The 19,682-nt window shown below is 62.7% G+C and carries 17 protein-coding genes; 6 read left to right on the plus strand and 11 right to left on the minus strand.

Going from position 1 to position 19,682, the window contains the following annotated elements:
* Positions 1-29 precede the first annotated feature (29 nt).
* Positions 30-464, plus strand: coding sequence for a YeeE/YedE family protein (locus tag CUJ90_RS22995; RefSeq protein WP_083082044.1), 435 nt, complete (start codon positions 30-32; stop codon positions 462-464).
* 1 nt (position 465) lies between these two features.
* The gene (locus CUJ90_RS23000) at positions 466-900 is read left to right on the plus strand and encodes a YeeE/YedE family protein (RefSeq protein WP_083082042.1); all 435 of its coding nucleotides are present in this window, start codon (positions 466-468) and stop codon (positions 898-900) included.
* 227 nt (positions 901-1,127) lie between these two features.
* On the opposite strand, the gene CUJ90_RS23005 is transcribed toward CUJ90_RS23000, so the two are convergent.
* The 4 genes from CUJ90_RS23005 to CUJ90_RS23020 all read right to left on the minus strand — a co-directional run bounded on the left by CUJ90_RS23005 (position 1,128) and on the right by CUJ90_RS23020 (position 7,004).
* Entirely contained in the window at positions 1,128-1,568 is a 441-nt protein-coding gene (locus tag CUJ90_RS23005; RefSeq protein ID WP_083082040.1) for a hypothetical protein, read from the minus strand.
* 209 nt (positions 1,569-1,777) lie between these two features.
* Positions 1,778-3,469, minus strand: a complete 1,692-nt coding sequence (locus CUJ90_RS23010) for a purple acid phosphatase family protein (RefSeq protein WP_083082038.1) — start codon at positions 3,467-3,469, stop codon at positions 1,778-1,780.
* Between the two features lie 258 nt (positions 3,470-3,727).
* Positions 3,728-5,080: an MFS transporter gene (locus CUJ90_RS23015; protein ID WP_083083035.1), complete on the minus strand. Its 1,353-nt coding sequence runs from the start codon at positions 5,078-5,080 to the stop codon at positions 3,728-3,730.
* Positions 5,081-5,261: 181 nt separating this feature from the next.
* Positions 5,262-7,004, minus strand: coding sequence for an IlvD/Edd family dehydratase (locus CUJ90_RS23020; protein ID WP_083082036.1), 1,743 nt, complete (start codon positions 7,002-7,004; stop codon positions 5,262-5,264).
* 152 nt (positions 7,005-7,156) lie between these two features.
* Between CUJ90_RS23020 and CUJ90_RS23025 the strand changes: the two genes are divergently transcribed.
* The gene (locus CUJ90_RS23025; protein WP_083082034.1) at positions 7,157-8,116 is read left to right on the plus strand and encodes a LysR family transcriptional regulator; all 960 of its coding nucleotides are present in this window, start codon (positions 7,157-7,159) and stop codon (positions 8,114-8,116) included.
* 19 nt (positions 8,117-8,135) lie between these two features.
* Here CUJ90_RS23025 and CUJ90_RS23030 read toward each other — a convergent pair whose 3' ends face one another.
* Entirely contained in the window at positions 8,136-8,555 is a 420-nt protein-coding gene (locus CUJ90_RS23030; protein WP_083082032.1) for a hypothetical protein, read from the minus strand.
* 147 nt (positions 8,556-8,702) lie between these two features.
* On the opposite strand from CUJ90_RS23030, the gene CUJ90_RS23035 reads away from it, so the two are divergent.
* Positions 8,703-9,326 (plus strand): TetR/AcrR family transcriptional regulator, encoded by a 624-nt coding sequence (locus tag CUJ90_RS23035; RefSeq protein ID WP_073428781.1) that lies wholly within the window; start codon positions 8,703-8,705, stop codon positions 9,324-9,326.
* Positions 9,327-9,338: 12 nt separating this feature from the next.
* Here CUJ90_RS23035 and CUJ90_RS23040 read toward each other — a convergent pair whose 3' ends face one another.
* From CUJ90_RS23040 to mqo, 4 genes are all read right to left on the minus strand, one after another.
* Positions 9,339-11,273 (minus strand): putative bifunctional diguanylate cyclase/phosphodiesterase, encoded by a 1,935-nt coding sequence (locus CUJ90_RS23040; protein ID WP_114163992.1) that lies wholly within the window; start codon positions 11,271-11,273, stop codon positions 9,339-9,341.
* A gap of 167 nt (positions 11,274-11,440) precedes the next feature.
* A complete protein-coding gene (locus tag CUJ90_RS32485) occupies positions 11,441-11,731 on the minus strand; it encodes a hypothetical protein (RefSeq protein ID WP_152035380.1) in 291 nt (96 codons plus the stop codon).
* Positions 11,732-12,044: 313 nt separating this feature from the next.
* Positions 12,045-12,527 (minus strand): lipocalin-like domain-containing protein, encoded by a 483-nt coding sequence (locus CUJ90_RS23045; RefSeq protein WP_114163993.1) that lies wholly within the window; start codon positions 12,525-12,527, stop codon positions 12,045-12,047.
* 45 nt (positions 12,528-12,572) lie between these two features.
* On the minus strand, positions 12,573-14,288 hold the full coding sequence (gene mqo, locus CUJ90_RS23050) for a malate dehydrogenase (quinone) (RefSeq protein WP_114163994.1): 1,716 nt from the start codon (positions 14,286-14,288) through the stop codon (positions 12,573-12,575).
* 330 nt (positions 14,289-14,618) lie between these two features.
* Here mqo and CUJ90_RS23055 point away from each other — a divergent pair, with 330 nt between their 5' ends.
* Together CUJ90_RS23055 and CUJ90_RS23060 are read left to right on the plus strand one after the other, a co-directional pair.
* Positions 14,619-15,062 carry a VirK family protein gene (locus CUJ90_RS23055; RefSeq protein ID WP_159442554.1) on the plus strand — a complete coding sequence of 148 codons (444 nt, stop codon included), beginning with the start codon at positions 14,619-14,621 and terminating at the stop codon, positions 15,060-15,062.
* A 135-nt stretch (positions 15,063-15,197) separates the two neighbouring features.
* On the plus strand, positions 15,198-15,716 hold the full coding sequence (locus tag CUJ90_RS23060) for a hypothetical protein (protein WP_143326535.1): 519 nt from the start codon (positions 15,198-15,200) through the stop codon (positions 15,714-15,716).
* Between the two features lie 75 nt (positions 15,717-15,791).
* Here CUJ90_RS23060 and CUJ90_RS23065 read toward each other — a convergent pair whose 3' ends face one another.
* A complete protein-coding gene (locus CUJ90_RS23065) occupies positions 15,792-16,547 on the minus strand; it encodes a carboxypeptidase regulatory-like domain-containing protein (RefSeq protein ID WP_318557855.1) in 756 nt (251 codons plus the stop codon).
* Positions 16,548-16,659: 112 nt separating this feature from the next.
* Positions 16,660-18,921, minus strand: coding sequence for a YjbH domain-containing protein (locus CUJ90_RS23070; protein WP_114164681.1), 2,262 nt, complete (start codon positions 18,919-18,921; stop codon positions 16,660-16,662).
* Positions 18,922-19,682 lie beyond the last annotated feature (761 nt).

Below are 19,682 nucleotides of genomic sequence, written 5' to 3' on the forward strand. Positions count from 1 at the left end.
TCCAGCGGCCAATTCAAACGACGCCAGAAATGAACATCGACCTCGCCCACTTCACGCCATTTCCTTCCCTCGTCGGCGGCTTACTGATCGGTTTCTCGGCGGCGCTGCTCGTACTCGGCAACGGCCGCGTTGCGGGTATCAGCGGGATTCTGGGCGGTCTGCTCGACACGACGTCTCGTGATCGCTTGTGGCGCGCCGCATTCGTGCTCGGACTATTCGCCGCACCTTGGGCATTCAAGTTTTTCGCGTCGCTACCGGCGGTCACCATCGCGGCATCGCCGCCTGTGCTGATCGTGGCCGGCCTGCTCGTCGGCATCGGCACGCGCTATGCGTCCGGTTGCACCAGCGGTCATGGCGTATGCGGCCTCTCACGCGGATCGGTGCGATCGCTTGCCGCCACCGCGACGTTCATGGCCGCGGGCTTTCTCACCGTTTTCGTCACCCGTCATCTGCTGGGGCTTTGACATGCTGATTCTCAACGCGCTGCTCGCCGGGCTGATATTCGGCGTCGGTCTGATCGTTTCGGGCATGGCGAATCCCGCGAAGGTGCTGGGCTTTCTCGACCTCGCCGGCAACTGGGACGCGTCCTTGGCGTTCGTCATGGGCGGTGCGATCACTATCGGCGTGGTGGGTTTCGCGATTGCGCGCCGGCTCAAGCGCAGTGTGTTGGGTGCGCCGATGTCGTTGCCGAAGGCAACGCGTATCGACCGTCGCCTGCTTGCGGGCAGCGCACTGTTCGGCGCGGGTTGGGGGCTGGCGGGTTTCTGCCCTGGCCCCGCGCTTGTGAGCGCGGGCAGCGGCGAGCCCAAGGCGGTGCTGTTCGTCGCCGCCATGCTGGTTGGGATGCAGATTTTTTCTCTGCTTGAGAGACGCTTCGCCGGAACAGAGAAACCGGCCTGACTACCGTTCGAAGCGCCGACGCCGCCGTGGGATGGCCGCGACGCGTCAACTATCGGGAGATAGTTCATCGCAACCAACGCATCGTCCCGCTGAATTCTTTTCAAACGAAAACAGTCCGCTGCGAATGCGGAATTCGGTAACGGCAGCGCGTTCGCCCCAACTTGCTGAACATTTGCAGCGAGCCCGAGGTTTGCCCTCGAGCCAACCGCGCCGCCTTCACGTGCTGCTTAATCGTAGTGGCGATGCTTGTGACGGCGCTTGCCCGAACGGCTGCCGCGCGAATAGTCGTCCGCGTACGAGTTCGAGCGCGAGATGTTGCCGCCGAGCGCCGAGCCCGCGCCGCCGCCCACGGCTGCGCCGACCAGGCCACCGGTACGGCCGCCCATCGCATTGCCTGCCGCCGTGCCCGCGCCGCCGCCCAGTGCGCCGCCGATGATGGCGCCCGTGCGTTCGCGGCGATTCGAGGTGACCGCGCCACCGGCGCCGCCGCCCACCGCACCGCCGATCACGGCGCCCGTGCTGCCGCCCACCGCGCCGCCCAGTGCGGCGCCAGCGACACCGCCGACCGCGCCGCCAAGCGCATTGTTCAAATCGCCGGCCACGGCCGACATCGATGCCGCAGCGGTGAGCGCTGCAATCGCAACCATCTGGATGAGTTTGTTCGACATAGTTAGGTCTTTCGTTTTTTAGGATGGCGCCGAGTATAACCGGCCATTCGAAAGCCCTCTGTAACTTGCCGCGTCTGGGTCCGTAAGAGGTGTAACAAAAATGATCGGGCGACCAGGTCGGCTCGCGCCCTGCCTGGCGCCCGGTTCGGGGCATCGGCGGGCCGCCGCCTTGACGCAGCGGCAGCGGCCCGCAGCGCTTCGACCAGACTTCAGCGCCGCCGCTTCTTCTTCAACTCGATCGTTTCGAACAGTTCATAGCTCTGCGTCGGCGTCTGATCCGCGCCGGGCGCGTGGTAGTAGTTCATCGTGATCGTCGTCTCACCGCCAGGCTGCCCCGGATCATGATCGAACACCGCAATGCCGTAGCCGGTTCCGGTATCGCGTTGCGCCGACCAGATCGCGTCTTCCACCGCGTCCGCACTGGCACGCACGAAGGTGCCCGCCGTCGTGCCGGGAGCCGGGCGGTTGGGCCGCGTGAAAATCCGCGCTTGCGGCATCCCCGTGCCGATATTCACGCCGTACACGTCGAGCGGCGCGCTGGTTCCGCCACCGCCGAGAATCAGGTGGATCGTGCCGTGGCTCGTATCGAATGTGGACGCCCCCGGCGACACCGCCGACATCACCGGCTTCGGCTGCAACGTATCGACCGGCCTTCCCGTGGCGATATCGGTGCCCTTGTTGTGATGGCAACCGCGCACGGGATAGCTGCGCTCGTAGTCGTGATCGTGGCCGCACAACACGAGATCGACGCCGTAGCGGTCGAACAGCGGCAGCCAGGCTTCGCGGATGCCCTTGTCCGAACCGTTGCCGGTTTTCGATGAACTCAGCGCGTCCTGGTGCATCTGCACGACGATCCAGTCCACCTCCTCGTCTTCGGCCGCGCGGCGCAGTGTCCTTTCGAGCCAGCGCGTTTGCTCGCCGTCGCTATAGCCGCGCACGTACAGCGACGTGCCCGGTTGAATCGGCGGATTGCCCGTGCTCGCAGCCGGCACCAGCGGACTCGGGCCGGCCACGAAAGCCGCCGCGTCCTGATAGACGACATCGTCGGCGTCGAGCGAAATGAACAGCACCGAACTCACGCGGAAGCTGTACCAGCGCCCCTGAAAACGCGTGTGATTGTCGGGCAGCGTGTAGCGCGCGAGATACGACGCGAGCCCTTGTTCGCCGTTGTGGAATTCGATTTCGTGATTGCCGGGGCACGGCATCCACGGGCGGTTCGACGCGGACGTCTGGCAGTTGTTGCCGAAGTCGCGCCACACCTCGGGCTGATGCGCCGGGTTCAGATTGGCGTAGCACAGGTCGCCGTTGAGCAGGTGGAACAGCGGCTGAAAACGCTCGACGGCCTGCACCGCGAAACGGCTTTGCGGCGACGACAGCACCCAGCCGGTGTTGGGCGTCGCGAGATCGCCGTAGCTCGTCCAGCGGAACGGCGCGCGGCCGCGCGGCGCGGTGCGGAAACTCGCGGTGAAAGGCTGCGCCGTGTTGCCGGCATTCTCGGCCGTCACCTCGTACTCGTAGCTCGTATCGGGCTTCAGATCGTGCAGACGCGCGTGATACGTGAACACGACCTCGCCGTTGAGGCCATCGGTATACGTGCTTTGAACGCCATGCACCGTGCGTTTCGCCTCGCCCACCGCGCCGATGCGCACATGCGGATTCACCGCCTGCGCCGGCGACGCCCACGACACGGTGACCTCGCGCGTCGGATCGTTGCCCCAGGTGAGATGGACCTGCTCGGGTGTGCCGTCGGGTGTGCCGCCTGCGGCCCGCGCCGTCGAGGAAAGCGTGCCCGCGGCGGTGGCGAGACTGGATGCGCCGGCCAGCTTCAAGAACCCGCGTCGCGAAACGATGCTGGCGCCCTGATCGGCCGCCGAAGCCTTATCGGTTTTTCTGTTCGACATGTCTGGTGTTTTGTACGGTGGTGGAAGGAGGTCGACGCGTACGTCGGCTGCACCGTGCAAAATGGACCGCGAGTGCATCGCTCTACTCGTGCGCGACGGATGTGACCGTTGATCCTAGTCGCGAAGCCATGACAAGCGGATGAAACGGCCCAACCGCTCAAGCGTGGCGAGGCGAGCGATGCGGACACCAGAGCGTTGCGGGCGACCTTTGCGCGGCGAGCGGAGACGCCGCGAACATAGGCCGCACAGCGCAAAAAGTTATATCGATCCCTTCGGCGCCGGCAACGCGCGGCGCACGACGAAGGTCATCGCGGCGGCGAACAGCAGCGTCGCCGCCAGGAAGTACAGACCGGCGGCGAGATTGCCCGTCGCGTCCTTGATGAGGCCGATGCCATACGGCCCGACGTAGCCGCCCAGGTTCGCGAGCGAATTGATCGTCGCGATGCCGACCGCCGCGCTTGCGCCCGTCAGGAACTGGCCGGGCAGCGCCCACACCACCGCCTGAATCGAATACAGCGAGAACGCCGTCAAGCAGATGAACAGGAATTGCAGCGCGGCCACATGCGTCCATGCGCTCGCGGCCATCGTGATCGCGGCCAGCGTCGAGACGACGACGATGTGCCAGTAACGCTCGCCCTTGCGGTCCGAATGACGCGGCACCAGAAACAAACCGGCGACCGCGAACAGATACGGCACGGCGGACAGCAAACCGGTGGTCGAATCGCTGACGCCGAACGCCTTGATGATCGTCGGCAGCCACAGCGAGAGCCCATAGATGCTCAGCGGAAACGGCAGGAACAGCAGCGCGAGCAGCAGCACGCGCTTGTCCTTCAGCGCGGCAAGCGGATTGCCATGCGGCTTCAACGCATACGACGCCGTGTCCACCGCCAGTTCGCGTTCGATCCAGGCGCGATCCGCCGGTTCGAGCCAGCGCGCATTGGCCGGCGACTCGGGCAACAGACGCAGCGTGGGCACGCACAGCAGCACGGCGGGCAAGCCGCTCAACACGAACAGCGTCTGCCAGTTCGACATGCCGAGCGCGCCATGCGTCGACAGAACCAGGCCCGCAATCGGCCCGACGATGATGCCGGCGATCGGCTGCGCGAGCACCAGCAAGCCGATGATGCGCGCGCGATGGCGCATCGGAAACCACTTCGTGAGGAAATAAAGAATGCCGGGGTACAGCCCCGCTTCGGCGGCGCCGAGCAGAAAACGCAGCGTGTAGAAACTCGCCGGGCCGCGCACGAACGCCATCGCCATCGTGATGACGCCCCACGTGACCAGGATGCGGGCGAACCACACGCGCGCGCCGTACCGTTCGAGCGCAAGGTTGCTCGGCACTTCGCACAGGAAATAGCCGATGAAGAAGAGCCCCGCGCCCAGGCCATAAGCCGCGTCGCTCAGGCCGACCGCGGCGTTCATGTGCAGCTTCGCGAAGCCGACGACCGAGCGGTCGATATAGGCGACCACGTAGATCAACGCGAGGAACGGAATGAGCCGCCGCGTCAGCAGGCCGATGATGCGCTGTTCGTCGCGCGTCGCATCGCTCGACGGCGCACCCGCGATGGGAGCGGGCGCCGCGTGCTGCGCATGGGCGGTTTGTGTTGTCATGAGCATGTCTCCGGTTGGGCGGATTGCGCCGTGCAAGGCGGCAGCGTCGAACACCGCCGCCCGTGGCGTCTGTTTTTTCAATGCGCTTGCGCGGCTTCCATGCGGCCCCACGCGGCCCGTTATCCGTTGTCGCGTCTAGTCGCGAATCAACAGCGCGCGCGTCGGGCTCGCCGCGCTCTTCTCAATGCGAATGGCGCGGCACGGCGGCGCCCCGGCAGCCGACCAGGAAGTCGAGGTCGCAGCCTTCGTCCGCCTGCAATACGTGGTCGATATAAAGACGCTGGTAGCCGCCTTCAGCGGGCGCCGGCGGCGGCGTGTGACGTTCGAGACGGCGCGCGAGTTCGGCGTCGCTGATGTCGAGGTGCAACGAACCGGCGTCGCAATCGAGCTCGATCCAGTCGCCGTCCTGCACCGCGGCGAGCGGGCCGCCCGCCGCCGCTTCCGGCGTGACGTGCAGCACGACCGTGCCGTAGGCGGTGCCGCTCATGCGCGCGTCGGAGATGCGCACCATGTCCTTCACGCCCTGGCGCAGCAGCTTCGGCGGCAGGCCCATGTTGCCGACTTCCGCCATGCCCGGATAGCCTTTCGGCCCGCAGTTCTTCATCACGAGAACGGAGTCCGCGTCGACGTCGAGCGTCTCGTCCACGATGCGCGCCTTGTAGTGATCGAAGTCCTCGAACACCACGGCGCGCCCGCGATGCTTCAACAGCGCGGGCGTCGCGGCCGAGGGCTTGAGCACCGCGCCGCGCGGCGCGAGATTGCCGCGCAGCACGCGAATGCCGCCGTCCGCGAGCAGCGGATTGTCGAGCGTGCGAATGACCTCGCTATCCGTGATCGGCGCGTCTTTCACGTTGTCCCACAGCGCCTTGCCGTTCACCGTCAACGCGCCCGGATGCGGCAGCAGGTCCGCTTCGCCGAGGCGGCGCAGCACGGCCGGCAAGCCGCCCGCGTAATAGAACTCTTCCATCAGGAAGCGGCCCGAGGGCATCAGGTCGACGATGGTCGGCGTATTGCGGCCCACGCGCACCCAGTCGTCCAGATCGAGTTGCACGCCCATGCGGCCGGCAATCGCCTTCAGATGGATCACGGCATTGGTCGAGCCGCCAATCGCGGCGTTCACGCGAATCGCGTTCATGAACGCTTCACGCGTCAAGATTTTCGACAGCGTCAAACCTTCATGCGCCATCTCGACAATGCGAATCCCCGACATATGCGCGAGCACGTAGCGGCGCGAATCGACGGCGGGAATCGCGGCGTTGTGCGGCAGCGAGGTGCCGAGCGCCTCGGCCATGCAGGCCATGGTCGAGGCCGTGCCCATCGTGTTGCAGGTGCCCGCGGAGCGCGACATGCCCGCTTCCGCCGAGAGGAACTGGTGCAGATTGATCTCGCCCGCCTTCAGCGATTCGTGCAGTTGCCACACAGCCGTGCCCGAGCCGATGTTCTTGCCGTCGAGCTTGCCGTTCAGCATCGGCCCGCCCGTCACGACGATGGCCGGCACGTCGCAGCTTGCCGCGCCCATCAGCAAGGCGGGCGTGGTCTTGTCGCAGCCGGTGAGCAGCACCACCGCGTCAATGGGGTTGCCGCGAATCGCTTCCTCCACGTCCATGGCCGCGAGATTGCGCGTGAGCATCGCGGTGGGCCGCAGGTTCGATTCGCCGTTCGAGAACACCGGGAATTCGACGGGAAAACCGCCCGCTTCGTAAATGCCGCGCTTCACGTGCTCGGCGAGCTTGCGAAAGTGCGCATTGCACGGCGTGAGTTCGGACCAGGTATTGCAGATGCCGATCACCGGACGGCCATCGAACGCGTGATCGGGAATGCCCTGATTCTTCATCCAGCTTCGGTACATGAAGCCGTTCTTGTCGGCCGTGCCGAACCATTGCGCGGAGCGCAGTTTGTGTTTCTTATCCGTGTTATCCGACATGCTCGCTTCCTGAATGCTGGTGCCTGCTCGACTGCCGCCCCTTATTCGTGGATGGGGCGCTTCTGGAATGACGAGTGTACGGATCGGCCTGATATCCTTCTAATGAAACTTTGAGCCGAACCGATATCGTTTTATGGATTGATGTAAACCCTATGCTCGAATCGAATCCCTGGTATGTGCGAACCCGCCTGAAGACGCGGCAACTCCTGCTGCTCGTCGCGCTCGACGAGGAAGGCAACATTCACCGCGCGGCGGCCACGCTCAATATGACGCAGCCGGCCGCGTCGAAGCTGCTGCGCGAACTCGAAGAGATGGTCGACGCGCCGCTCTTCGAGCGCATGCCGCGCGGCATGCGGCCCACGCTTTACGGCGACGTGATGATCCGCCACGCGCGCGCGGTGGTCGGCAGTCTCGATCAGGCGCGCGAAGAAGTGCTCGCGTTGAAGTCGGGCCAACTCGGGCGCGTCGCGGTCGGCACGATTACGTCGCCGGCCGTCAGCCTGCTGCCGGCGGCGATCGCGCAAATCAAGCTGGAGCATCCGGGCCTGAGCGTGAGCGTCGAGATGGAGAACAGCAACGTGCTGCTCGAAAGCCTCGCGCAAGACAAGCTCGATCTGGTGATCGGCCGGCTTTCCGCCGAGCACGACAAGCTGCACTTGCGCTACGAACCGCTCGCCGACGAACAGGTTTGCGCGGTGGTGCGGCCGGGGCATCCTTTGCTCGGCGCGGCGTCGCTGGCCTTGTCCGACGTGGCCGGCGCGTCGTGGGTCGTGCCGCCCGCGCAGAGCGTGCTGCGGCATCGCTTCGAGTTGATGTTTCAGCGGGAAAGCCTGGCGCCCCCATCCGATGTGGTCGAGAGCGCGGCGCTGCTGGTCGTGACGAGTCTGCTGGAACAAAGCGACATGGTCGCGGTGCTGGCCGCCGAAGTCGCTCACTACTATGCCGGGCACGGCATGCTGTCGATCCTGCCGCTGCGCATGCCGCTGCGAATGGACGACTTCGGCATCATCACGCGCACCGGCAAGCTGTTGTCGCCGGCGGCGGCGCAGGTCGTGCGCGGGTTGAAGCGAGCGGCGGGCGAGTTGTACAAGGGCGCTGAAAGGTCGATGTAAGCGGACCCTGGCGCGGACCTTAACGTTGGGGCGGCTGCGGATTATTCGCCGGATTGGAATCGAACCTCGATACACTTCGAATCGCGCCCTCGCCCGTCAACGCGAGCAATTCGGCTTCGATGACGTCCGCGACTTCCTTGTCGTAGACTTCCTCGCCATTCACGTAGACGGTAAAGGACTGCAAGTACTTCGCCTTTTTCTCCGGATTCTCGATGGTCGCCCGCGTCCATTGATGCAGCGGAAAGTTTTCGGTGCCCAGTCTTTCGGCTTCGCTCACGTAGTCGGCGAACGCGTCGAACTGGCATTTCAACGTCGCGTCATGCCTGCGTAGAATCCCGCGAAGCGCCGCGTGCGGCGGGTTCGCAGGCTCGCGGCGCAAGGCGTCCGCCAGTTCGGGCGAGACGGTGATCCTCAACTGGAATTGCCATGCGGGCTCCATGCCTACCTCCGTGTCGGAATCGAGCGACCTGCAGTCGGCACGCTCATGGACTGTAAAATAAAGAGTAACCGACATCGCGGCCCGGCAGAAGACCGTCGATCACTACAACATCAACCGCGCACATCCGCACCACGCACCACACACTTCATGGACAACCCCACTCGTTCCGAACGCTCCCGCCGAGCGGCGCTTCAGGCGGCGCTCACCATCATCGCTCGCGACGGTCCGGGTCAGCTCACGTTCGACGCGATGTCGCGCGAGAGCGGCATTAGCAAGGGCGGGTTGATGCATCAGTTCCGCACCAAGACGGACGTGCTGAAGGCGCTGCTCGAGCACGACATCGCGCATTTCGAAAACTTCTCGCAGCGCTACCTCGCGCAAGCCGGCGACACGACGCCCGAGGCCAATCTCGCCGCCGAGATCGCGACCATGCGCGAAGCCGCCGAGAATCCCCAGGCCGGCGGGTTTGCCGTTCTCGCCGCGCTGGTCGAGGACCCCACGCTGTTGTCCGTCACGAAGGAAATGAGCGCACAGAAGGTCAAGCGGATCAAGGCCGAGGCGGCCGATCCCGATCTGGCGCTGCTGCGCTGGTCGGCGGCCCGCGGTCTCGTGTTTACGACGCTGTTGGGGCTTAGCCCGCTTTCGGAGAAAGAGCGCGGCCGTCTGTTCGATCGCCTGCTCGACGATAGCCAATGGCCCGCGGCTGCCGAAACCAAAACGAAGCCGCGTGCCGCACGCGCGCCGCGTGCCGTGAAGAAAAGCAGCCTGTAGGTTCGCCGCCGCTCAAGCCTTATTGGCGGAATGGGCGGCGATTTTTTCCTCGATCTGCGCAATCTCGCTGCTGCGTACCGGCTTGCCGAGAAGAAAACCCTGAGCGTGCGTGCATCCGCACGCGCGCACGAAATCCAGTTGCTCCTGTGTCTCGATGCCTTCGGCCGTGGTGGGCATGCCGATTTCTCGCGCGAGGGCCACGATCCCGCGCACCACCGCGGCGGATTCGCGTCGATGCGCGGACTCCTTGACGAACGAGCTGTCGATCTTCAGCTTGTCGAACGAGAAACGCACCAGCGTCGACATGGTCGAAAAACCGGTGCCGAAATCGTCGAGCGCGAGTCCGATGCCCAACGCGCGAAGCCTCGCGACGTTGCGGCGTGTGACGGTATCGTCGCTCAACAGCACGGTTTCCGTGACCTCGATATTCAGGCGCGTAGGCGAGAGCCTCGTCTTGCGAAGAATCGCAGCCACGCTCGATGCGAACGTTTCCTCGCGCAATTGCACCGGCGATACGTTGACGGCGACCGGCACGCGGTCGCGCCATGTCGCCGCTTCCTTGCATGACTGCAACAACGCCCATTCGCCCAACGCGAGGATGAGCCCGGTACGTTCGGCGGTGGGAATGAACGCCGACGGTGCGAGTTCGCCGCGAGTCGGGTGCGTCCACCGCATCAGCGCCTCGCGGCCGGAAATCGCACCGTTGCCGAGATCGACGATCGGCTGATACTCCATGCGCAAACCGGTCAACGACCTCAGCGCGCCCTCCAGATCGCTTCGCAAAAGGCTCAAGCTTTCGTCGGATACGTGCTTCTCGGCGTCGAAGAGGGTGAACGCGCTCTTGCCGCTACGCTTGACCGCGTACAACGCGCGATCGGCGCAAATCAGCAGTTGCGGGCCTGTTCGTGCATGTTCGGGATAGCGCGAGACGCCCACGCTCGCGCCGATATGCACCAGCGCGTCGCTCAGCGTGAATGGGCGCGCCAGTTCTTTCACGACGCGATCGCCCAGCAGACGTATGTCGCGGGCCTCGCCAGTCGTGCCGCAAATCGCCACGAATTCATCGCCCGCCAGGCGTCCGACCACATCGCCTTCCGGCAGGACGTCGCGCAATCGAATCGCGACTTCCTGAAGAATCCGATCGCCCGCGGCGTGGCCGAGACTGTCATTGATGGCCTTGAAACCGTCGAGATCGATCAGCAGAACGGCAAACGATTGATTCTGGCGCAACGGGTCCGCTTCCGTGCGCTCCAGCAGCAGTTCGTTGATGCGCGCGCGATTGGGCAGGCCGGTCAGGCTGTCCTGGCGCGCAAGGCGATGACTGTTTTCGCGCGCGAGAAGCAACGCGACCGTGTCGCGATTGCTGCGCAGTGCGACCGCAAAAAAACCGGCGGCGCAAAAGGGCGCCTGAAATAACAGCACCAGTTTGCCGGAGCCGGGAGAAAGCGCCGCACCTAAACCTAATAGCCCGAGAATGAAGGTGATCTGCAGCAACACGAGCCGCGGTATGCCGGCATTGCGTCCGGCTAGCCCACCGATCACGCCTACCGCGCAAACGTTGCCGAGTAGAAAGAGCGTCTGGTCTCCGCTGGTATTGCACAAAAAAGCACCGTAGCCGAATAGCGCGCTCCACAGCAGGCTTGCGAACAGAAACGCGGACGTGGGCGTGGGTCGCCCTTCGGCGCTGCGCCGGCAGCATAGCCAGATCAACAGCAGACGCGCTGTCAGCAACGCGACAACGGCGCTGCCCCACGCCGCATAAAGCGCGGTGGGATAAAGGTAGTAAGCGGTAACGCAGACGCTGATTTCGCAAATCGACGCGAAGACGATGGACGCGGTTCGCGTGAATAGATTGGCCAGCAATATTTGCCGGTTGTCCGCGCTCAGATGCTGGGCGGAAGAAACGACCCACTTGAAAAATGGAGACCTTGGTTCGCTGAAAGCCATGACCTGCGCATCTTTGACGGTTAGTGAGTCGAAATGGTGCGCAGCAATTATTACGTAAACATTAGACCTGAGGTGGGTTTCGCTCCGCGAAGATGCTAAGGGACTTCACGCACCACGATGAATGCGGAATTGCAGGGCAGTGGTTCGACCGCCCTGCAAAAATGGCTTCAGCCTGGAAAGGCTCCGCATCTTGCGCCGCCGTCTATGGAACCGCGCATGTCGATTTGCACTCGGTGCATACGGCCATCGCATGCGCTTTCGTAGTCGATATGTACCGCTCGCGCGGCCGGAGATGAGGTGGTCGGCCGACCGGGCGTGTCGTCGTCGACGCCAACCGGCCGCGAGTCACTGACCGTGACGGCAATGACGCGCGACTCGGTGACTACTGCCTGTGAATAGCTCAGCGTCGGAGCCGCCAATACAACGAAGATGCTAGAAAGCACCGCGGTTTTGAACATGATTCGCCTCGCAGGAGACTTTGAAAAATTAGGTCTTCGACCCGTGAGCGCCCCCTGCCATTGACCCGTTCCGATGTGCCGGCTTCGACTTGAATTTTGGTTATTGCAATGCAGCATTAACGCTGCGCCTGTCAGAAAGACGTGTCAAGCGCGGTCACGGGGGCGGCTAATGAATAGCGGTCCGCGCTCGACCATCCGATAATCAAACGATCGAACAAGGATGCAAATAAAGTGAGGGGCCGTTGACTCGTTGCTCATCGGAATGCGTCGTGCGGTGAAGGCGGAGACGGCGCCGCTGCTTTACTACAACCGATCATGGCGTGATCGATCTGTCGCGCTCGAAAGTGATAATCGACCGTGTCGTGCCGGGCCAGTTCGGCATCTGCCGCCACGGCGTCAGCACTTCCAGGCGGTCGCCGGCGAGATGGAATTCACGACACTGCGTCGTGCCGACCCACTCGGGGTTCCAGGCCGCCTCGACGTTGGTGCACCACTGATTGTTCTCGGTACGCTCGACGCCGGTGTAGGCCACGAGGCTGTTCAGGAGGGCCGCCTTCTCCGCGTCGCTCTTGCCGGCCTTGCGACCGTCGCCGGTCAATACGAACGCGACACGATGGTCGGCCGCGAAAATCACTCGACCGCTCGGATGCTCGCCCATCGCCGGGATCTTGCCGCCGGTGTCCTTCGATTCGACCTCGTAGGAAATCAGATGCCACGAGCCCGACAGTGCGGAGGGTTCTGCCCGCGCCGCGCCGGACGCGCCTGCGATGGAGATAAGGACGGCGACAGCCGCCATCGACCATGAATTCATCATTTACCTTTTACGAACGCTTGCTGTGGTTTATAGCGCCACGTCAGTTGCGGCCTTGGCGGCGTGCGGTGCCGCGGGATCGGGCTTTAAGGCGGGTGTTGAATCGGGCTTCGAAGCGGGCTTTAATGCGGGCTTTAATGCGGGCTTCGCCGCGACGCCGATCGCAGGCGGTGGCGCGAGCTGCAACACGGCGCTGGTGTACGTCCATTCCTCATGGACCTTCGCCGGACTGTCATTGAGTTTCGTGCCGTAGCTCGGGACGATCTGACGAATCCTGGCCTGCCATGACGGCGTGGCGACCTTGTCCTTGAACACCTGCTCCAGCACGCCGAGCATGATCGGCGCCGCAGTCGATGCGCCAGGCGACGCACCGAGCAGGCCGGCAATGCTGCCGTCTTTCGAACTGACGATCTCTGTACCGAGTTTCAGCACACCGCCTTTCGCGCTATCGCGCTTGATGATCTGCACGCGCTGTCCTGCTTGCCATAGGCGCCAGTCTTCCTTCTTCGCCAGAGGAAAGTACGCCTTCAACGCATTGAAGCGGTCTTCGTCCGAGAGCATGAGCTGGCCCGCCAGGTATTCGACGAGTGGAAATTCATCGATGCCTACGTGCGCCATCGGCATGACGTTGTTCGTGTTAGTGCTTTTCAGAAGATCGAGGTATGAGCCATTCTTCAGGAACTTCGTCGAGAAGGTCGCGAAGGGGCCGAACAGAATGATTTTCTTGCCGTCGATGATTCGTGTGTCGAGGTGAGGAACCGACATCGGCGGCGAACCCACGGACGCCTTGCCGTAGGCCTTCGCCAGGTGCCGATTCACGACCTCGGGATTTTCCGTCACGAGGAACGAGCCGCCGACGGGGAACCCGGCATAGTCCCTGGCCTCGGGAATGCCGGATGCCTGTAGCAGTTTCAGCGCACCGCCGCCTGCGCCGATGAACACAAATTTCGCGTCGACGTCGTGTTGCGGGCCATCGGAATGGGTTGTCACATACGACACCCGCCAGCTGCCGTCACCGTTGCGCGTGATGCTTCGAACCTCGCTGGACAGCGACAGACTGAAATTAGGCTGGCTTTGCAGGTAGCCGACGAACTGACGCGTGATTTCGCCGAAGTTCACGTCTGTACCCACCGGGGACCAGGTCGCCGCGACCTTCTGCTGCGGATCGCGGCCTTCCATCATCAGCGGCACCCACTGCTTGATCTGCTCGACGTCTTCAGAATACTTCATCCCGCGAAATAGCGGACTTGCCTGCAGCGCGTCGTAGCGCTTCCTGAGGTAACGCACATTGTCGTCGCCCCACACAAAGCTCATATGCGGCGTCGAATTGATGAATGAATGGGGGTTTCGGAGTACGCCGTTCGTGACTTGCCATGACCAGAACTGTCGCGACACCTGAAACGCCTCGTTGATTTCGACGGCTTTCGAAATGTCGATCTCGCCGTCCGGTTTCTCCGGCGTGTAGTTGAGCTCGGCGAGCGCCGAATGTCCAGTGCCCGCATTGTTCCAGCCGTTCGAGCTTTCCTGCGCCACGCCGTCGAGACGCTCGACCATCATCATCGACCATTCGGGTTCGAGTTCATGAAGCCAGATGCCGAGCGTCGAACTCATGATGCCGCCGCCGACCAGCAGCACGTCGACCTTTTTGATCTCGGCGGCATGCGCGGACAGTGCCGCCACGGAAATAACGAGCCCCGATAAAAGTACGCGTATCGACGGCAAGTTACTGTGGAATCGGCTACCCATGACGCACTCTCTCTTAATGATGAGTTGCGCATCGTAGCGGCATGGATGAGATGCTCGGCCTCGACGGGGCGAAACGAGTAAGCCGGTGACGAAACAGAAAATGGTCTCGCGGATTCCGGCCGCCGGCCGGAACGAACCGCTGACTTTTATGGCCCGTTTCTTCGTTTGCGAGGACACCGGTTCTGTTTAACGTGACACCCGACGATGAAGCGCACCGTAAACTCTTCGGCGACGCCCACTTTCAACCTTCCTCTCCCGGGCCAAAGAAGTTCGTTTACAGCCGAATCATCGCCAATTCGTTTCATCCATTCCGATTGCGAGGTCCTTATCTTGAACTTGAAGAAGCTGCTTGTTGTGCTGTCGCTCATCGCTCCCACTCTCTCTGCGCATGCCGGGCAGACCGTCCAGCTATCCAGCCTGGACGATGTGGAAAACGCCCTGAACCGGGGCGCCGACGTATCGGTAACGGTCGACCTGACGAAGTGCGCCCCTACAGGCACCACGACTTCTCCCGGTACCACGCGCGGCGGCCTGAAGATCAATGCCTTCCGAATCACCCCGGACGGCACCCTCAGCTTTGCCGACGAGCACGCCACGGTCGATTCCAGCGGTCAGCCGATCTGGCAATTCATCCGCTATCGCGTGAAGCCCGACCAGACCATCGCCTTTTCGACCGATCTGTTTTCGCTGCCGTCGTATAGCCGGCTGATGCCGGAGATCAACTACGCGTGCGCGGTTAATCAAGGCGTCGCGTTTTTCACGGAACGTCACTAGACGGTTCGACGATGTGCGTTTCGGGCCGGTTCGCGACGCCCGAACGCCCAGGGAAGTGGCCCGGCCTCGCCGCCTCCTTCGCTTGGCCGCGTATGGCCGCGCCATAGCGTATGCAACGGTAGCTAAGAATTCACCATGTCGAAGGTATTGGCGGGAAGCGGCACCCAGGCGCTGACTGACTCTCTAACAGCAGAAACCCCCGAGGAAACTGCTACACGGTCGCCTGCGCATCTCAAGGCAAGGATCGGTCAAGGACTGGACGACTTGAAGTCGACAGCCGCGCACCGCAAGCCGTCCTCGATGGACCGGCCAAAGCTCATGCGCGCACTGCAGACGCGGCAGCGGCTTCATCGCTTGCGCCACGAACTCGGCCAGATCAATCCTTCGCCATCGAGTTCAGAGGAGGCGCGCGACGAAATCATCAAGGCAATGGCACGGGCGAGTCTCGACAACTGGAGCGTGCCAGAATTGACTGACGAGTCAGCCGTGCATTATCCGGACGGATCGATATGCATCCGCCTCGTGGCCCATACGATCTTCTTTAATCCCACTGGCGCGTTCGGGATCGTGGATAGGCATCCGCCCGGGAGGCTGTACTTCGACATGGCAGGACAAGGCGGCGTCGGCTTTGTGCTGCCTTTCGACGCACAATAAACGGCACCCGCAGGCCCTCCTGATTGAACGAGTCCAATCGGAATGAACCTGCCGGCCTCCGCCGACGAAAGCTGGCTACGTCCCCGTTCCGCCTGTTCCGCCCGTGCCACCCGTACCGCCAGTCGGCGTAGGTGAGCCGCCGCCGCCCGAAATGGGTGCTGCCGCGCCAGCGGCAAGCGCCGCGGTGGCGAGCGATGCGACAGGCTGACCATTATTCGTAATCGCTCCGGCGGCCAGCAGCGCGTCGAGATCCGCGTCCGCCCCAGGTTGGCCCGGCGTGAACGACACAGTCAAGAACGAATTCGTGGACAACGTCACGCCATACAGACTCTTTATCAGTTGCGCCACCGCGTTCTCGGCATTCGTTATTACCGTGCTATTCGTCAGTGCGCTCTGGTAAGTCGAATTGGTCGTAATGCCGCTAATCAAACCATTGAGCGTCGTGCCGAGCTGTCCGGCCAGGTAGGTCAGAAGCAGTTGGGTAAGCGGCGTGATGTTATAAGTGCCCGCGGCGATGGCAAATGAATTGAGGGAGATCGAGCCACTTGTGACCGTCAGCAGACATGGACCGTCGAAGTGGAAGGTACTCGAAAATGCTCCGTTCGAATCGGAATTCACGTTACTGGAGCCGTTCTTGCAGCTTATACGGATCGCCCCGTTGGCCACCGGATCGCCGACCGCCGCCGTTCCCTTGATCGTGGCAGTCGGCGAATCGCCGCCGCCTCCACATGCAACGAGCACGCCGCTCGCAAGCACAATCGATCCAAGCTGCAACGCGCGCCACGCGCGGGTGTTAACTAGCTTCATGGTTTCTCTCCGAGAGAAAGTCACTCACAATTTCACAGGCGGATAAGCCTGCACTGTCGCTACTTCCTGCAAACTGGCTTCGCAAACAACCCGCGGCGCTTTCTGTGGCAGTGGAAGAACCGGTTGGTTCGCCATGTCAATCCTGCTTCGACGGCCTGTCGTCCGGTCGCGCATAACGGACGTACGCGTCACGCATGCGATACATCTGCGTCGAAAAATAGGCCGCGCTAAAACGTCCCTGGTTCAGCAGCAATTGCCCGGTGCTATAGGGAAAACTGATGTTTTGCGTTACACCAGGCGAGAGGTAGTTGGTCGATCCAACGCGCGTGCGGAAATCCAATGCAAACGACTGAGGCCCATCGACCTGGGTAATGCCCGGCTTCATACCTTGACGCGGCGTGAGCGGGAAGCTGATGCTTGCACCCACGAAGCTGGCCCGGCCGCTGTGTTCGCCATGCACACTCACGGAGACATCGTCGAACCAGCGGGTCAGCGTGATCAGGGGACCCTTGTCGCCCCCCACATAGCGCGCCACCCCGGCCTCGATCCATAGGTTCCACGATGGCTGAACCCATCGGTAGGTGAGCATTGCGTTTTCCTGGTGCGGCAGCGAATCTTCACCCGGTTGCTGGCGTAGATACGCGAGGCGTAGTCGCACGAGGTCCGGGCGGCCGGGGACGAATGCAGTCGTTTCGTTCTCGATGCCGACGTAGCGGTAGTTGAACCGGCCTACGGCGGCCACGTTCAGCACCCCCGGCATGATCCAGAAACTCTGTGCCAACGCCGCAGTGGCCAGGCCGCCGCGCAGACGGTATTGGCTGAACACCCGGCCGTTGTCCATGTTCTTCGTGTTGTACAACGGTGCGATGTAGCTTGCGTACAGTTCAGCGCCCCGCCAGAGCGGCACGAATCCTTGAATATTCGCCCCGAAAGAAATATCGAAGTTGCCGTACTCGGTGCCATAGAGATAACTCGTCACGGGCGAGATCTGAATGCGCGTGAGCCCGTGACGCCGATCATCGCCGTGCCATGCAATCGAGTCCGCGTCATAAGTCGGTCGCGTTCGCATCGTCATCGATGCGCTCGCCGCCGTGGGCGATCCACCGGCGACGAACTGCTGGTACGCTTCACGATCGACGGCGATATCGGCGAGCGGCTCATTGGCCTTCTTGACGACCGCGCGTATCCGCTCGATGCCATGCGGTGCATTGATGCTCGCCACGCCCAGCACGATGCCAAGCGCGTCAGCCTCGTTCTGGTTGTACCGGTGGTTCTCGTATTCGACGATGAGGTCCCGGCCGCTGATCCCCACGCGCACGCGTTCGAGGCCTGCCGCAAAGAGCTGCGCGGCAATCGAATCGAGCGCGGACGCGTCCAGCGGCTCGGAGATAGCCGGCGCGTCCTTAGCGGACACCGCAGCCGCTGCATTCGCCATGACGACAGACGCGTAGGATCGCGACGGCGGCGCAAATGGAACCGCCTCTCCCGCAAGCGGATGTGCCTGGTCCGCCGTCTCTGGCTCGTGATGCGGCTGCACGTCATGCGACGCGATCGCTTCGCTCGCGCCTGGGTCCGTTTGCGCCTGTTGAACTGGAGCGCTGGTTCCGTCGCACAAACCGTCTGCGCAGCGCTCTGAACCAAACCGCTTGCCGAACGGTATCTGAATCCCGACCGAGATCGACGTGCGCGGCGACACGCCGTCTGTCGATCTGACCGCGCGCATTATCGTGGCAATCACGTTGGCATCCGCCAGCCAACTGATGCGGGGCGACTGATAGCGCATGCCTACGTAGGGCGTCTTCGAGTCGTGTTCCGCCAGCAGCGAGAGTCCCGTGTGCCAAAGCGACAACTGGGCGCCGCCAAACGGGCCATCGAGCCGGTCGCCTTGTCCATAGCCGACTGTCAGGTTGAGCGGCCCGAACGGTTGCGATACCGCGCCATACTTCGAGCGAAAGAAATGGGTTTGACCGCCGACGTCGACCATGCCGAACGCAATGGCCGGTTGATATTTGAAGAACTTCGGCACGGTCAATTTGACATCGGCCATCAAATGACGAAGGACTAGATGATCCTGTCCGGCGAATCGCGACGACACCTCCGCCGGATAGTTCGCCAGCCCACCGGCCACCTCGACATACGGAAAGAGCCCGACCGCACCCCAGTAGATCTGGGAACCCGTCGCGCGCGCACCGTACCGGGGATCGATGTAGTTGTTGAACTGTCCTTCGCCGACTCCCTCCGGCAATGGGAACGCATACGGAATCACCAGGCCGCCTGCCTGGCCGAGCGCGTTCAGTGCCGGGTCGACAGCATGCGCCGACGCCGAAAATGCCAGTGCCGCGCCGAGTGCCAGCGCTTGCGGCGCGAATTGAGGTCGATATGCGCGCAATGTCCACAGTCCCTTTTGTGATGAAGCCGTTGACGGATGGTTTAACCAAACAGGGATCACATGACAGGACCGATCGACTCCCTGGACTTCTCCACACAATCAGCTTCTCTCGACGCATCAGAGAATTTCGTCAGCACGCACGAAAGCGTGCAACCCAGCCTCGCGCGACTGTTGCTCTGCAAATAGACAAATGCTGTACGGGCTGGGAAGATGCGGTGCCCGCATGAAGCACCAACGGAATCCGCATGAGCGGTGTCGGGCAGACCCTGCTGGCAAGGTGGAAGGTCGCCATGAGCGTTCCGGCGCATCTAATGACGGCGAGCAGCGGCAAGGCGGTCTTCGTATCGGCACGCCGCCCTTTTCGATTCGCAATTGCCTTGCGTTGAGCGCGGCGGCAGCCCATCGGCCCGCAACACCTGCTCACCACCGCAGACTTGCTTCACGCACGATTGCACGATTGCAACGAAGCGCTTCTGCAAAAAGATTCAAGCGCCGCCCGCCACTCGCCCCTGCTTCCCGATCTGCCGCCCGCATCACATCTTTATCGTTTAACTGTCTGGAACTTCACACTGAAGCGCTTTCGTCATCAGAGTCGATCCTATAGAACAATTAAAACTTTCGACACCGCGTGTCCGAATGAGACCCAATGTTGGCGAATGCAGTCATGCGTGAGGGCGGCGCATCGTTGCGTCGCGTGTACAGGTAATCGGTGGAATGCTAATTGGTTTTTTTAGTTCTTGAAGGTATTCAATCGAGCCAACCAGGTATCG

It is taken from the genome of Paraburkholderia terricola, from assembly GCF_003330825.1.
In the GTDB taxonomy this organism is placed as follows: Bacteria; Pseudomonadota; Gammaproteobacteria; order Burkholderiales; family Burkholderiaceae; genus Paraburkholderia; species Paraburkholderia terricola.